This is a genomic window from Ensifer adhaerens, assembly GCF_001270265.1.
Lineage (GTDB): Bacteria > Pseudomonadota > Alphaproteobacteria > Rhizobiales > Rhizobiaceae > Ensifer > Ensifer adhaerens_B.
The window spans coordinates 38,285-53,112 of sequence record NZ_LGAP01000002.1 but is presented as its reverse complement, the minus strand read 5'-3'; the positions used below and the strand labels follow the sequence as shown (position 1 = coordinate 53,112).

At 63.3% G+C, this 14,828-nt stretch carries 13 protein-coding genes and 1 pseudogene; 7 read left to right on the top strand and 7 right to left on the bottom strand.

Annotation, left to right across the window (positions count from 1 at the left end; translation table 11 throughout):
* Window positions 1-8: 8 nt before the first annotated feature.
* Window positions 9-1,103: an aminotransferase class I/II-fold pyridoxal phosphate-dependent enzyme gene (locus AC244_RS05070; protein ID WP_053247740.1), complete on the top strand. Its 1,095-nt coding sequence runs from the start codon at window positions 9-11 to the stop codon at window positions 1,101-1,103.
* A 17-nt stretch (window positions 1,104-1,120) separates the two neighbouring features.
* Window positions 1,121-1,918, top strand: a complete 798-nt coding sequence (locus AC244_RS05065; RefSeq protein WP_053247739.1) for a M55 family metallopeptidase — start codon at window positions 1,121-1,123, stop codon at window positions 1,916-1,918.
* Between the two features lie 110 nt (window positions 1,919-2,028).
* Here AC244_RS05065 and AC244_RS05060 read toward each other — a convergent pair whose 3' ends face one another.
* From AC244_RS05060 to AC244_RS05045, 4 genes and pseudogenes are all read right to left on the bottom strand, one after another.
* Entirely contained in the window at window positions 2,029-2,496 is a 468-nt protein-coding gene (locus AC244_RS05060; protein WP_053247738.1) for a DUF1801 domain-containing protein, read from the bottom strand.
* A gap of 214 nt (window positions 2,497-2,710) precedes the next feature.
* Complete coding sequence (locus tag AC244_RS05055; protein WP_053247737.1) at window positions 2,711-3,415, bottom strand: DUF899 family protein; 705 nt, start codon at window positions 3,413-3,415, stop codon at window positions 2,711-2,713.
* A 110-nt stretch (window positions 3,416-3,525) separates the two neighbouring features.
* Window positions 3,526-3,756: pseudogene (locus tag AC244_RS05050) on the bottom strand (alpha/beta hydrolase); the annotation flags it as partial.
* A gap of 58 nt (window positions 3,757-3,814) precedes the next feature.
* Window positions 3,815-5,590, bottom strand: a complete 1,776-nt coding sequence (locus AC244_RS05045) for a cytochrome c biogenesis protein DipZ (RefSeq protein WP_053247735.1) — start codon at window positions 5,588-5,590, stop codon at window positions 3,815-3,817.
* 354 nt (window positions 5,591-5,944) lie between these two features.
* Between AC244_RS05045 and AC244_RS05040 the strand changes: the two genes are divergently transcribed.
* The 5 genes from AC244_RS05040 to AC244_RS37420 all read left to right on the top strand — a co-directional run bounded on the left by AC244_RS05040 (window position 5,945) and on the right by AC244_RS37420 (window position 10,038).
* Window positions 5,945-6,997: an alpha/beta fold hydrolase gene (locus tag AC244_RS05040; protein WP_053247734.1), complete on the top strand. Its 1,053-nt coding sequence runs from the start codon at window positions 5,945-5,947 to the stop codon at window positions 6,995-6,997.
* A gap of 125 nt (window positions 6,998-7,122) precedes the next feature.
* Window positions 7,123-7,863, top strand: coding sequence for a response regulator (locus AC244_RS05035; RefSeq protein ID WP_053247733.1), 741 nt, complete (start codon window positions 7,123-7,125; stop codon window positions 7,861-7,863).
* Window positions 7,860-9,182 carry a sensor histidine kinase gene (locus AC244_RS05030; protein WP_053247732.1) on the top strand — a complete coding sequence of 441 codons (1,323 nt, stop codon included), beginning with the start codon at window positions 7,860-7,862 and terminating at the stop codon, window positions 9,180-9,182. Before AC244_RS05035 ends, AC244_RS05030 begins: the two co-directional genes overlap by 4 nt.
* Window positions 9,183-9,352: 170 nt before the next feature.
* Complete coding sequence (locus AC244_RS05025) at window positions 9,353-9,769, top strand: organic hydroperoxide resistance protein (protein WP_053247731.1); 417 nt, start codon at window positions 9,353-9,355, stop codon at window positions 9,767-9,769.
* A 110-nt stretch (window positions 9,770-9,879) separates the two neighbouring features.
* The gene (locus tag AC244_RS37420; protein WP_202596045.1) at window positions 9,880-10,038 is read left to right on the top strand and encodes a hypothetical protein; all 159 of its coding nucleotides are present in this window, start codon (window positions 9,880-9,882) and stop codon (window positions 10,036-10,038) included.
* A gap of 71 nt (window positions 10,039-10,109) precedes the next feature.
* Here AC244_RS37420 and AC244_RS05015 read toward each other — a convergent pair whose 3' ends face one another.
* The 3 genes from AC244_RS05015 to AC244_RS05005 all read right to left on the bottom strand — a co-directional run bounded on the left by AC244_RS05015 (window position 10,110) and on the right by AC244_RS05005 (window position 14,828).
* A complete protein-coding gene (locus AC244_RS05015; RefSeq protein ID WP_053247729.1) occupies window positions 10,110-10,298 on the bottom strand; it encodes a hypothetical protein in 189 nt (62 codons plus the stop codon).
* 76 nt (window positions 10,299-10,374) lie between these two features.
* A complete protein-coding gene (locus AC244_RS05010; RefSeq protein ID WP_053247728.1) occupies window positions 10,375-13,494 on the bottom strand; it encodes an efflux RND transporter permease subunit in 3,120 nt (1,039 codons plus the stop codon).
* Window positions 13,495-13,502: 8 nt separating this feature from the next.
* Complete coding sequence (locus AC244_RS05005) at window positions 13,503-14,828, bottom strand: efflux RND transporter periplasmic adaptor subunit (RefSeq protein ID WP_053247727.1); 1,326 nt, start codon at window positions 14,826-14,828, stop codon at window positions 13,503-13,505.

Sequence of the window (14,828 nt, the reverse complement as noted above, 5' to 3'; positions counted from 1 at the left end):
TCCGGGCCATGGCAGCTCCGATCAAGATGGAATCGCCGCTCGGCGCCCGCATGCTCATCGGCGGGCGCGAGGTCGATTATTATTGCGGCACGTCCTACTTCTGCCTGCACGGCCACCCGGAGGTGATCGAGGCGGCCTGCGACGCCACGAGGCGGTACGGCATGGGGCCGGGTACGCTCGCCCATATGCAGGTCTATGCCGACCTGCAGGAGCGGCTGCGCGACTGGTTCGGCACGGAGGAGGTCGTCTATATGATCTCCGGCTACACCAGCCCGATGGTGTTGCTGCAGGGGCTGCGCGACGATTTCGACGTCGTCCTCATGGATTCTGCGACGCATTACAGCACCCGCGACGCAATCCCGACGCTCGGAAAGCCGATCCATGAATTTCGCCACGCCGACCCGGACGATCTGGCCTCGCAGCTGTCGCTGCATGTGAAGGCAGGCGTGCGGCCGGCCGTGCTGACGGACGGCGTTTTCCCATCCTCAGGCAAACTCGCGCCGCTTGCCGATTATCGACAGGCGATGGCTCCCTATGAAGGTGCGCTGCTGTGCATCGACGATTCCCACGGCGTCGGCGTTCTCGGCGAAACCGGCCGAGGCTCGCTGCAGCACGCCGGGCTCGAAGGCGAGGGCAATTATCTCGCCGGCACCATGAGCAAGGCGTTCGGTGCGCTCGGTGGCGTCGTTCCCGGCGATGCGGCCCTTGCCGAAAAGATCGCGTGCAACGCGATGATCATGCGCGGCGCTTCGCCGGCACCGCCCGGCCTTGCGGCTGCGGCCGCTGCATCGTTGCGAGTGCTGCAAACGACGCCGGAAAAGCGTACCAACCTGACCCGCAATATCGGGCATGTGCGCAGCGGCCTTCGGGCGCTGGGCTTCGAGGTCGCCGACACGCCGGTGCCGATCGTGACCGTCAAGGGCGTGACCGATCTCGAGCACCTTCGCGACCGTCTTGCCGAACGCGACATCATCGTCCGTGTCCAGCAGGCCGGCGGCTACTCCGACGCCCCTGATGTACCGACGCTGCGGCTCGCGGTGTTTTCCGAACATTCCCCAGCTCAGATCGATCGGCTGCTGCAGTCGATGGCCGAGCTTCTTTGAAACATGAGAGAACGATCATGAAGGTTTTCATCAGCGCAGATATCGAGGGCACGGCGGGGATCACCGCCTGGGACGAGTCCAAGAAGGGGCATCCGGAATACGAAGAGTTCCGCGAATACATGACCGACGAGCTGGTGGCGGCCTGCGAAGGGGCGAAGGCTGCCGGCGCCAAGGAAGTAGTGGTCAAGGACGCGCATTCGACCGCGCGCAATCTGATCCTCTCGAAACTGCCGGCCTATGTCAGCATCGTCAGAGGCTGGAGCGGCCATCCTGATCTGATGATGTTCGGCATCGACAAGAGTTTTTCCGCGGCCCTCTACACTGGCTATCACAACAAGGCCGGCGCCGACACGAACCCGCTCGCCCACACTCTGACCGGCACGGTGTCGCGGCTCTTGATCAATGGCGAAGTGGCGTCCGAGTTCACGTTGAACGCGCTTTGTGCCGCGCGTTACGGCGTGCCGTCGGCGTTCCTGTCCGGTGACGCCGGCATGTGTGCAGAGGCCAAGGCGATCGTTTCCGGTATCGGCACCGTTGCCACCAGCGAAGGTTTTGGCCCCGCGACCCGGTCGCTGACGCCGAACGCCTCGGTTGCTGCCATTCGCGAGGGGGTGGAGAAGGCGCTGTCGGGCGATCTGAAGGCCTGCCTGCCGGAACTCGCCGACCGCTTCGAACTGGTCGTCGAATATACGACCCCGATCGAGGCCTATCGCGGCAGCTGGTATCCGGGCGTCGAGCATGTGGCGGCACGCACGCTGCGCTTCGAGGCCAAGGACTTCTTCGAAATCCAGCGTGCCATCCGCTTCATCGTCTGAGCAAGGCAATTGACGGCAGGCTCGATACTGCATCGCGGCCTGCCGCCTCCCGGCCGACAAAGGTACCGCGCCGAGGCATTGCGCGTCTAAACGCGTGCGGCAATACGCTGTCAGGCTCGCTGTTTCCGTCCTCCCGTTGATATTTTGAGCCCGGCCTTTGGCTGACCCGTTGCGCGTCGATGATAGGTCAGTGCTGCCCGCAGGCAGAGCGCCAGCGGTTCTCTGGACATCTCGCCGGTGATAGGGACAAGGAGGGCGCGGTTGCCCTCAAAAGTGAAATCTTCGGCAAAGTGAACGCGGAAGGTTTCGACAAGCGTCGTCTTGCAGTTGAAGATCACCGCGCATTGTCCGGGCGCTGATGTGGCAACGCCCAGCCGGATGGTCGTTCCGCTTTTGCTTGCCTCCGTGAGATAGGCCGGCTCCCCCCATTTGAGCGCTTCCGTCAACGGTCCGACGCCTTCGGTCTCGGCGGCAACGGTGAAGATGAGATCGCGAACCTGGAGGAGGCGCGCCCGTATTGGCTCGGCGTGTTGCGCGAGCACCTCGGCGACAACCGCTGGAATCGGTGGGTTCGTCATGGCACACGCTTCAGCGGCCGATGCGTATCCTGCAATTCGCACCGTAGATCTTTGCGCATATTTGTCCCTTGTCGGCTCGCCATAATAAACAGACTTGCACGAATAGGGCCGACAAATCCTGCGGACTTGAGAGCGGTGCGATCTACCGCCTGATGCGCCGCCAAACGAGCAGAGACCGGTTGGCGGCATCCCGACCGCTGTATGGCCGCGTCGGTCAATAGCTGAGTTTCGGATACCAGTCCGTACCGCGACCCTCCGGCGTCAGATCCAGCATCGACCAGAGCGAGGCTATGTCAGGCGCGTCTCTCGGGTCCTGGCCAGGGTCGGCCATTTCCATCGTCATCTCGCTTGCCCAGAAAAGCCTGACAGTGTCGCCGTCACGTTTGAAGACGGAAAGCGCCGGATTTTCGCTTCCGTCGGCATTGATGAGACCGAGATCCCGGGCATAGTCGTCGCCGACGGTCTGAACGAAATCAAGATCTCGCCAGCCCCGTTCCTGCGCAAATGCCAGCTGACGCTCGACGGGGCTGCGGCCAAGGATCTTCAGCGCCACGCGCTGCTTAATATCGGCGGCATTGCCGTTCACGGCGCCGAGCCAGTTCGTGCACATCGGGCAGGGGCGCGGGCGCTGCGGTCCGTACATCCAGAAATAGGTGATGAGCGTTTGCTTGTCGCCGAAGAGGTCGAGCAGGCCGATGTCGTTGCCGTTGGCATCCTTGAAGCGATAATCCTTTTCAATCGTTGGTCCATCGGGCAACGACCGCCGCAGCTCGACGAGCCGCGTCATCTGCCGCCGGAACTCGATTTCTTCGCGCAGCAGAGCCTGCCGCGCGCGTCTGTACTCTGCCGTTTCGCCGGGGAAGGGCGACTTGCCCTTGGCGGCGAGATCCGATGCCAGTACGAGTTGATCGAAGCTCATATCCTTGCCCTCGTTTTGTCGATCCCAACTAACGGCCTGGAGGCGTTCAGGTTCCCAAGCGGGTGAAGGAATGTCGGCGCCAGTGGCGCCGAGCCGGGACCGGCCTAATGAATGGCGCGGTTCGTGGCGGCGACGTCATCGGCCAGCGAGGTGATGGGCTGTTGGACGATGGTGACGGCGTATCCCCGCTTCTCGAGAATTTCCGTTGCCTGGCGCCAGCCGGAGCCGTCGGCCAATGCGCCGTGAACGATGACGATGTTCTTGACCTCGGCGGCCTGGGCCGCAAAGGCGATCACGCTGGTGAAGAAAGCGAGCGCAAGGGTGGAGAGACGGCGGTTCATGGATTTCACTCCTTGTCGGGTTGACGTTTGTTGGCAGTCTTGAAGGTGTCTCGAGGTCTCAGCCGAAGGTGAAGGCGTAGGCCTGGACGCCGGGATCGAGGAACCGGATGTTGAAGGTACGCGCCGAGACGTCGCCGGACTGGCGCACCAGTTGGTAGAGCCTGGTCGCCGTAACGGTGCCGTTTCCGTTGGCGTCGATATCGGCGCCGTGGTTGTTGCCCGGCGCTTTGCCGTCGATGGTCACCTGAAAGCGGACCGGCTTTCCGCCCGCGCTCGGTCCGAGAACGAGATGCAGGTCGCGGGCGCTGAAACGTGTGGCGATGCCGCCATCGGGCGCATCGAGCGTCGCCTGTTCCGCGCCCACGGTCCAGGTTCCCGACAGACCCCATTCGTTGAGGCCCGGTTCGGCGGCCGTGTATGTGCGCGCCGCATCGGCGCTCAGGCTCTCGTTGGAGGCGAAGTTCGCCGCGCGCTGGTAGCCGATGTAGGTTTCGCTGGAGCGGATATTGCTGAGGTCGGCGCCGAGTTCTGCGCCCTTGGTCTCGGGCGTGACCGGTGCGCTTGCATCCATGTCGCTGCCGGCTTCGCGCAAGAGGTCCTGAATGGCCCTTTCCGTCTGTGGGTAATTGCCCTCGCCGAAATGGTGATAGCGAAGCTGCCCCTTGGCATCGATCAGGTAATGTGCGGGCCAATAGCTGTTTTCGAAGGCGCGCCAGATGCGGTAGTCGTTGTCGATGGCGACGGGATAGTTGATTTTGAAATCACCGACCGCCTTGCGGACATTGTCGATCTTCTTCTCGAAGGCGAACTCCGGCGCATGCACGCCGATGACGACGAGCCCCTGATCCCGGTATTTTTCCGCCCAGGCGCGGACATAGGGCACGGTGCGAATGCAGTTGATGCAGGAATAGGTCCAGAAGTCGATGAGAACGACCTTCCCGCGCAAGGCTTCGGTGGTGAGGGGCGAAGAGTTCAGCCATTCCACCGCTCCGTCAAGCGATGGGGCAACGGCTTCCACGGGCAGGTCGCTTTGAAAGGCGCGGTTCGCGTCGGCTGACGCGACCACCGCGTCATTGGTGGCGGTCTCGGAGAGCGGCCCGCCGGCAGCTTTCGCATCAAGCCTTTGGAGCACGCTCTGCTCGAAGGAAGAAGTGCTGGCATAGGAAAGCTGGGCCAGCAGGCCGGTATCGAGGCCGAGCGCGATTGCCGCCACGCCGGCGAGCACCGCGGCACCGAGGACCTGGCGAATGCGCTCGCTGATGCCGAGCGAACGCTTCATGGCAGCGAAAACCTTTCCGCCGACAAGCATCGCAATAGCAAGCGAGGTGGCAGCGCCGGCGGCATAGGCAAGCAGCAGGAATGTCGTGGCAAGGCTGGCGCCCTGCAGCGCCGCCCCGGTCAGGACCAGGCCGAGGATCGGGCCGGCGCAAGGGGCCCAGAGCAGGCCGGTCGCGATGCCGAGAACAAAAGAGCCGGCGATATCGGGCGTGGCGCGCCCATGGCCGGTCGCGCTCATCAGCCGGTTGCCGAAATCGACGACCGGCTGCGAGAGCGCGCTGGCGATCCGCGGTGAGAGAAGGCTAACGCCAAACACCGCAAGCAAGGTGATCGCGGCAATGCGGCCATATTCGTTGGCCTGGACGGCCCAGCTGCCGCCGATCGCTGCCAGCGTGGCGACAAGCGCAAAGGTGATGGCCATGCCCGCAAGCATCGGCAGCGTGCTCCGAACGAACGATTTCTCGGCGCGTGCGAAGACGAAGGGCAGAATGGGCAGGATGCACGGGCTGAGGATCGTCAGCGCGCCTCCGAGATAGGCAATGATAAGAAGCGTCATCATCGTTTCCTTTGAACCGATTGATCGGGCTCTGGGCGGCGATGTGCCTTGACCAGCAACGGACCCGTATGTGGTCGGCGCGACGTATCCCGCATGTGTCTGGTGGGGTGGGAAATTGTACCGGGGTGTAGGCGCAGCCCGGCGCGCTACAGAGGGATACAAATTTGCTTCCGGCGGTCTGGCATCGAATATGCGCCGGCTGCCCGCGGAGGAATGTTCACAAGGCGTATTGTATCAGACTGTATCCGGGCGGCTTGGCGCTACACTGGTATTCAAGATCGAGCGGCGGCGACACATGCAGGACACATGCGGCCCGCTTTCTCCCATTACGCTTGAGTTCAACAGGAGAGACCGATGTTTGACGAAATCAACCATGAACGCCGCAGGTTCTTCGGCGTGGCAGCCATGACCATCGCCGCGGTCGAACTCGGCATGGCGGGGGCTGCCATGGCGCAGTCGGGGCAAGCATCCGCCGCACCGTTGGCTGACATCAAGCCCGGCACGCACACGTCCTTTGCGGCGCTGAAACAGATCCCGGCCGGCGTGCTCGATGTCGGCTACGCCGAGGCAGGCCCCGCCGATGGACCGGCTGTTCTGCTGCTGCACGGCTGGCCCTATGACATCCACACTTATGTCGACGTCGCGCCCTTGCTTGCTCAAGCCGGCTACCGCGTGATCGTGCCCTATCTGCGCGGTTACGGAACGACGCGGTTCCTTTCGCAGGATACGCCGCGCAACGGCCAGCAATCGGCCATTGCGGCGGATATGATTGCGCTGATGGACGCGCTGGGCATCGAGAAGGCGATCCTCGGTGGTTGCGACTGGGGCGCGCGCACCGTCAACATCATGGCGGCACTTTGGCCGGAGCGCTGCAAGGCGATGGTCTCGGTGAGCGGCTATCTCATCGGCAGTCAGGAAATCAACCGGAAGCCGCTGTCGCCCAGCGCCGAGCTTGCCTGGTGGTACCAATTCTATTTCGCCACCGACCGCGGCCGGCTGGGCTATGAGGAGAACCGGCGCGCCTTTGCCAAGCTGATCTGGCAGACCGCTTCGCCCACCTGGAAATTCGATGATGCCACGTTCGATCGTTCGGCTGAAGCCTTCGACAATCCTGACCATGTCGCTGTCGTCATCGACAATTATCGCTGGCGGTTGAGCCTGGCGGACGGTGAACGCAAGTACGACGCCTATGAAAAACGGCTCGCCGAGGGACCGAAGATCTCCGTCCCTACGATCACGCTGGAAGGCGATGCCAATGGCGCGCCGCATCCGCAGCCTGCCGCCTATGCCGGCAAATTCTCGGGGAAATACGAACACCGCACCATCACCGGCGGCATCGGTCATAACCTGCCGCAGGAAGCGCCGCAGGCTTTCGCACAGGCGGTTCTGGACGTTGATCGCTTTTAGACGGACGATTGGATCTCGCAACAGGGCGCGCGGCCTTCTGGATGCGTGCCTCGCGCAAGCCGCCTCGGATCTAAAGGTATCAGGCGGTGTTGCCGCTGAGCACACAGGGGAGTGAGAAGTCGGATATGGAGCACGTCGATCACATCCTGATCGTCGACGACGATCGCGAAATTCGCGAGCTGGTGTCGAGCTATCTCAAGAAGAACGGCCTGCGTACGGCCGTTGCCGCCGATGGCCGTCAGATGCGCGCCTTCCTGGAGGCAAACACCATCGATCTGATCGTGCTCGATGTGATGATGCCCGGCGACGACGGGCTGGTCCTGTGCAGGGAACTGCGCGCCGGCAAGCACAAGGCGACGCCGATCCTGATGCTGACTGCCCGCAGCGACGAGATGGACAGGATCATCGGGCTCGAAATGGGCGCGGACGACTATCTGCCGAAACCGTTTGCCGCGCGCGAGCTGCTGGCACGCATCAAGGCCGTGCTGCGCCGAACCCGGATGCTGCCTCCGAACCTGCAGATCAGCGAGGCCGGTCAATTGCTGACCTTCGGCGACTGGCAGCTCGACACCGTCGGTCGCCGTCTTCTCGACAGGCAAGGCACAGAGATTGCCCTGAGCGGTGCCGAATACCGGCTGCTGCGCGTCTTCATCGATCATCCGCAGCGGGTGCTCAATCGCGACCAGCTTCTCAACCTGACCCAGGGGCGCGACGCGGAGCTGTTCGACCGCTCGATCGATCTTCTCGTCAGCCGTCTGCGTCAGCGGCTAGGCGACGATGCGCGCGAACCGACCTACATCAAGACGCTGCGCAGCGAAGGTTATGTCTTCTCCGTTCCGGTGGAGATTTCGGAGCCCAGGCAATGAGCTTGGGCGTCACATCGGGCATCAGATGGCACTGGCCAAGCACCTTGCGCGCCCGACTTTTCCTCGTTCTGCTCGCAGGGCTGGCCATCGCCTACGGCCTTTCCTTCAGCATTCTCTTTCTCGAACGCTACATGTCGGCCAAAGCGGTCATGCTCGGCACGCTGGAGACCGACATTGCAACATCGATCGCCATTCTCGATCGGCTGCCGGCAGAGGAGAGGGCGGGCTGGCTCGATCGCCTCAGCCGCGGAAGCTATCGTTTCGTGCTGGGACCGGGCCTTCCCGGCGTGCCGGATCTGTCGAGCCGCGGCGCGGAGATCGCTGCCAAGATCGAGGAGGCGGCCGGGCACAGCTTTCCGCTGCGGGTGGAAGCGATCCCCGGTGACGACAAGAGATTGCAGGCCCACCTGACGCTCAGCGACGGCGCACCTTTGACCATCGACGTGACGCCGCGGGGCGTCATGCCGATCGCCGAATGGCTGCCCTACGTATTTGCAATCCAGATGGCGCTTCTGCTCCTCTGCGTCTGGTTTGCCGTGCGCCAGGTTATCCGCCCTTTGGGCGACCTTGCAGCCGCCGCCGATGCGTTGGACCCGAACAGGAAGGGCGCGCCCCTGAGCGAGGCAGGCCCACGCGAGGTCGCCCATGCTGCCCGGGCCTTCAATGCCATGCGCGATCGGATCGCCCATTATCTCGAAGAGCGCGTGCAGATCCTTGCCGCCATTTCCCACGATCTCCAGACGCCGATCACGCGCATGCGACTTCGCGCCGACATGGCGGACGAGTCTCCGGAGAGGGACAAGCTGGTGCAGGATCTCCGTGAGATCGAACGCCTGGTTCAGGACGGCATCGCCTATGCCCGAAGTGCGCACGGCAATGTCGAGAAGACCTCCCGCATCGATCTCGCCTCGTTCGTCGACAGCCTGGCCTACGATTATCAGGACACCGGAAAGTCCGTGAGCGTCGTCAGCGCCGTTGAAGGCACCATATCCACCAAGCCGCATGCGTTGCGCCGGATCCTGTCCAACTTCATCGACAACGCCCTGAAATTCGCCGGGGCTGCCGAGATCAGCGTTGAGCGAAGCGAAGAGGGAGAGGTCGCCATCACGGTGATGGACCGCGGCCCTGGCATTCCGGACGATATGCTCGAGGCTGCGATGCAGCCGTTCTTCAGGCTCGAGCAATCTCGCAATCGGGAAACCGGCGGCACTGGGCTCGGCCTTGCAATTGCCCAGCAACTGGCCGGGGCCATCGGCGGTTCGGTCCGGCTTTACAATCGTGCTGGCGGTGGCTTGGCGGCCGAAGTCGTTATCCGCTGAGATCGTCGGCAAACTGTGTCGAAGCTGTTTGTAATGCTGCGTGTCAGGTCTGGCAGCCGCTACGTTTTGGTACATTTCCGGCGATTTACGAAACATGCCGGATACTTCAGAAGGTCAAATCTTTCTCCGTCAACGCAGTCGCCAGGAGCGACACAGAAACGGAGTGTTCCATGACACAGATCGACAAGGTTTTGTACACCGGTAGGACGCACACCAGCGGCGGCCGCGACGGCGCCTCGCGCAGCGATGATGGCCGGCTGGACATCAAGCTCTCGCCACCGGGAAGCGCCCACCCCGGGACCAATCCCGAGCAGCTCTTCGCGGCCGGATGGTCCGCCTGTTTCATCGGCGCCATTGGCAAGGCGGCGGGAAAGCGCGACGTCAAGCTTCCGACTGATCTCTCCGTGGCTGCCGAGGTCGATCTCGGATCGACCGATGGCGCCTATCTGCTGCAGGCGCGGCTGAAGGTGAACATGCCGGGCATCGAGCGGGCGCTGGCAAATGCGCTCGTTGAAGAGGCGCACCAGACCTGCCCCTATTCCAAGGCGACGCGCGGCAACATCAATGTCGAGCTGACGATCGCTTAGCCAATGGCGTTGCTCGCCGCGCAACGGTTTTGCGTCGCGGCGAGCAATTCTTTGGATGAAAGCGGAACGAGGAAATGGGTGAGGCAGACGCCTCTCTATCGGAGGGACAAATGAAGCTGATGATCATCATCACGCTCGGAGCCGCCGTCTTTGCGGCACCCTGCATCTACGACTTGAGCTCGCAAGAGCCTTCGCCCTTGATAGGGCTTGTTGCTGCCGCCTCCGCGATTGACGGCGCGACAGTTGACGTTGCGCCGAGCAGGCACTGACCTTCGAAGGCAGCTGCGACCGGCCGTCGCTTACATGAACCGGGCCGGTCGCAGCGCTGATCCCCTGATCGTCAGTCGATGATCTCCTCCTGGCGTTCGGGCAGAAGCCAGTTGAGGAAGACCGCGCAGATGCCGCCGGTCGCCACGCCCGATTCCAGCACGTCCGCCAGAGCTCGGGGCATATGGGTGACGAACTCGGGAACCTGGGAGACGCCGAGCCCCAGAGCCAGAGAGATGGCGATGATCAGTGGCACAATCATGCGGAGTACCGGTTGTGTGTCGTTGCGCGCGCGATCCGTACCGAATGGGTGAGGGAACGTTGGGGAGAGACAACCGTCAGCTGCGCGATCGGGTGGCGGATGTGCGCGGCGTGGCGCCGACAAACCTTGCGAAAACGACTTGCAGAGCGTGAACGCGCAGGAAGAGCGCCGGCACGAAAAGCAACGAAAGGGCCGTCGAAGCGAGCAGGCCGCCGATGACGACGATCGCCATCGGTGCGCGGAACGCACCGCCGTCGCCAATGCCGAGGGATACGGGGATCATCCCGGCAATCATGGCCGCCGTGGTCATGACCACGGGGCGTGCGCGCTGTTCGGCCGCAGAAACCACAGCCTCGCGGGGGGCGTGGCCCTCGCTAATTAGCCGGCCCGAGAGATCGACGATCAGGATGGCGTTCTTGGCGACAATGCCCATCAACATCAGCGCGCCGATCAGCACCGGCATTGTCACGCCGTTTCCGGTGATGGCAAGCGCCAGGATCCCGCCGGACAGGGCCAGCGGCAGAGACAACAGGATTGTCAGCGGTTGGAATGGATTGCCGAAGAGCACCAGCAGGATTGCGAACACCGCAGCGAGCCCAAGCAGCGCCGCGCGGAAGAAGCTTGAAAAGAAGTCCTGCATTGACAGGGTCTCTCCCGTTGGCTGCAGACTGACGCCCTCCGGCAAGGGGTTCTTTTCGATCCAGGCCATCACTGCCGATAGGGCAGTGCCTGACGAAGCCGATCCGTTCAGGTCAGCCGCAAGATCGATACGCCGCAACCCGTCGCGCCGTGTGATCTCGTCTGGGCCGAAACCTGTGACGATCTCTGCGACTGCGGCCAGCGGCACGACGTTTCCGTCGGCCGTCCTGAGCGGCATGCTTTCTAGCAGCGAAATGTCGCCGCCATCTCCAGCCTCCACCTGAACCCGAACGGGGACCCGGCGACCCTGCAGATCGATATGTGCAAGTTCGCGGCTGATATCTCCGACGGTGGCCACACGCACTGCGTCCGACAGCGCGTCGAGACTGATGCCGAGCTCGGAAACGAGGTCCCGGTCGGGCATGAGCTGCAGTTCCGGCCGAAGGGCGGGGCGAAGAGACGTCACGGTTCGAAATGCAGGCATTTGCGCCATCGCCGAGGCTAGGCTGTCACTTACCTGCTCCAGGCTTTCGGGCTCGTTTCCCAGGAGCGTCAGCGAAAACTGGCGGCTGCCGGTCAACCCCACTTCGCTGCCGCGGATATCGGCAATGCTTGCGAGCCGCCGGGCGACATCCGCCGCCACGTCCTGGCGGGTCCGAATACGCTCACCGGGAGGCGTCAGCATCAATTGAACGATGAAAGACTGTTGGTTCGACCGACCGATATTGGAACCGCCACGGTAGGCGTAGATATGCTGGACATCGGCGTCGCTCTTCAGCGAGCGTGCGACCTCCAGGGACTTCTGCATCATCGACGTTGCGCTGGCACCGTCCGCCATATCGATTGCGAAAGTCAGGCGCGTGCCGTCTTCCGTGGGGATGAACCCGCGCGGCAAGGCCGGCAGCACCGTCAGGAATGGTATCGCGACCGAAAGCAGGCCGAGCGCGACGGTCACATGCGTCATGTCGAGATGGATGCCGCGGCGCCTGAATGGGATGGCCTGCCGGCGGGTCGATAGCCGCAGCAGCCGCGAATAGAGCCTATGGATGTTTCCGGGTTCGCCGTGCTTGCCGGAAGGCACAGTCTTCAGGAGCGTCACTGCCAGCAAGGGTGTGATCAGTCGTGCGACCAGCAACGAGAGAAGCGTCGCAACGGCAACGGTCATTCCGAACTCCCGGAAGTATCGCCCGGGCAAACCCTCGATCAGCGCAAGCGGCAGGAAAACCGCGACAACCGTCAGCGATATGGCGATGACCGAGCCGCCGATCTCTTCCGTCGCATCGATGACCGCGCGCCAGATTGTCTTTCCCATCTCACGGTGGCGCGACACGTTCTCGATCTCGACGATGGTGTCATCGACTAAAAGGCCGATCGCCAGCGTCAGGCCGAGCAGGGAAACGAGATTGAGAGAGAAGCCGAGCGCTTCCATGGCAAGAAAGGTCGGGACCACCGCCAGCGGCAGACCGATGGCAGCAATGAGCGTCGAGCGGCGATCTCGCAGGAACAGAAAGATGACCGCGACGGTGCACAGTGCGCCTTCGGCCATGGTTCGCATCGTGCTGGTGAAATTGTTACTGGTGTAGCTGGCATTTTCGTCGAGCAGCGTCAGCTGCACCATGGTGTCAGCATCGTCCATACGCTGAACGGCGTCTCTGATCCGCTCGAACGTCTCCACCTCGTTGGCCCGCTTTTCGGCAAAGATCGACAGGGCGACGATCGGATCGGCATCGAGCGTTGCGAAACCCGAAGGCACGCTCCAGGCATCCTCGATCCTGGCTATGTCCGAGAGCCGGTCGCTGGAGCCGATGCTGCTTCTGACAGGAAACGTCCCGAGATCCTCGATTGAAACCGGTGCCGACATGGTGCGGACCGGCTCATCGAAACCGGCGGTCTTCACCGTACCGGCCGCCTGGTTGTCGCTCACCGCGCGCAGCGCCCGACTGACGTCCTGGGGAGCGAGGCCACGGGCGACCATTTCGTCTCGCTGCAGCCAGACCCTGATCTCGCGTTCGCTGCCGCCCACCCGGGCAATCCTGCCGACGCCCGGTACTTTCTCCAGAGCGGGGCGGATGCGGTCATCGACGCGCCTGGAGATCGCCGGCAGCGACAACTGGTCGGAGCGCACAGCATAGGTCGCTATTGCCAGCCTGCGTATGTTGGAAAGCTCGATCGAAGGCTCGTCCAGTGTCGCCGGCAGCTGGACCCGGACCGCCAGCATCGCGGCCTGTATCCGATCGAGGGCGACGTTCGGCGCGACATAGGCCGCGAACTCCGCCGTCAAGCTGACGCTGCCGTCGCTGATTGTGGCATCCAGCCGCTCAAGCCCTTCGATGTCCTCGAAGGCGTCTTCGACCTTCCGTGCCACCTGTGTTTCGAGATCGCTCGGCGACGCGGCCTGCTGGTGCAACTGGACGGTGACGACCGGAAGCTCCATGTCCGGGAAGCGGTTGACCGGCAGCGAGGTCAGAGACAGCCATCCCATCGCCGTCAACACGAGAAACAGTGCGATGCCGACGGCGGGACGCTCGATCGACCATTTCGAGACGTTGATCGCCATCGAATGCCTCACCAGCTTGAGGCGATGACGGCGGCGGGAAGGACTGCCGTGACGCGCATGCCGGCGCGCACCAGGCTTCCCGACCGCAGGATGACCTGCTCGCCGGCCGACACGCCAGACACGATCTGAACAGCCTCAGCTGTTCTGCGACCGGTGACGACAGCTCGCGTTTCGACGGTTCCGTTTGCAACCAACAGCACCTGACTGCCATCGGTGGTGGACTGGACGGCGCTGAGCGGCAGAACGATCTGTAGCTGCTCTGTGGTTCGGACTTCCGCGCGTGCAAATGCGCCGAGCCTGGGCGTGGCGGCCGCTGGAAGCGCAATGCGGACCCGTGCCATTCTGGTGTTCTGTTCGATCCGCGGCGAAAGATGCCGGACGGTGCCGGCGAGGGGTGCCGCCATGCCCGAGATAGAGACGGACGCTGCCGTGGCAGGCCCGACCCGATCCATCATGCGCATGGGAACCAATGCCTCGAGTTCGAAAAGTCCATCCTTGGCGATGCGAAACAGTGGCGCCTTGCCCGTGGATATGTCGCCCACACGCGCGAACCGCTCGACGATGATGCCTGAAGTGGGCGCGCGCACGCGCGTTCTTTCGAGGCGTGCGGTCAGTTCGCGGTGTTTGACCATTGCGATGGCCCGCTCCGCCAGGGCTACGCGTTTCGCCTGTTGCGCGGTTGCGAGCTTGGCCTCGGCGACAAGCACATCTGCCTCGCGCTGCTCCAGAACGTCGAGGGACGTCACCCCGGATTTTGATAGCGGGTGGGCGCGCGCCAGTGCCTTGCTGGCGAGATCGAGGTTCGTTTGCGCAAGCGAGATTGTACTCTCGCTTTGGGTCAGCAGGGCGTTGGCGCGCTCGATCTCGACGTCGTTCATCGCCAGGGCAATCTCGTCGAGGTCGGACGTCAGGACGGCCAGCACCTGGCCCTCCTGTACGGCATCGCCTTCTTCGACCAGGAGGGACCGAATGCCGGCGCCCTCGCTTTCCGTTCCCACGAGCACGTCTTCTCGCGCCACGATCGACCCGGAAACGGTGCTTGTTGTCGTGAGGGCGCTGGGTGAGGCATTGACGACCGATACGCTCATCACCGCGGCGCCTGCGCCATCGAGCGCCGAGGCGGGCCCGGTTCCCGTGGCGACTGCCATTGCCGAACCTGCGGTCGAGGAGAGGTTGCCGACAACCATCGGGCAAGCCGCCGCAAGCAAGGTCGCAAAGGCCACGAGTGCGACGGAACCGATCTTTCGGCGCCGCCCGCTTTCCGCCCTCGGCGCGGCTGCAGGCTTTCTGGCCGACGGCGGTGCCTCGAAACGTGTTGGTCGTCTGCGGATCAT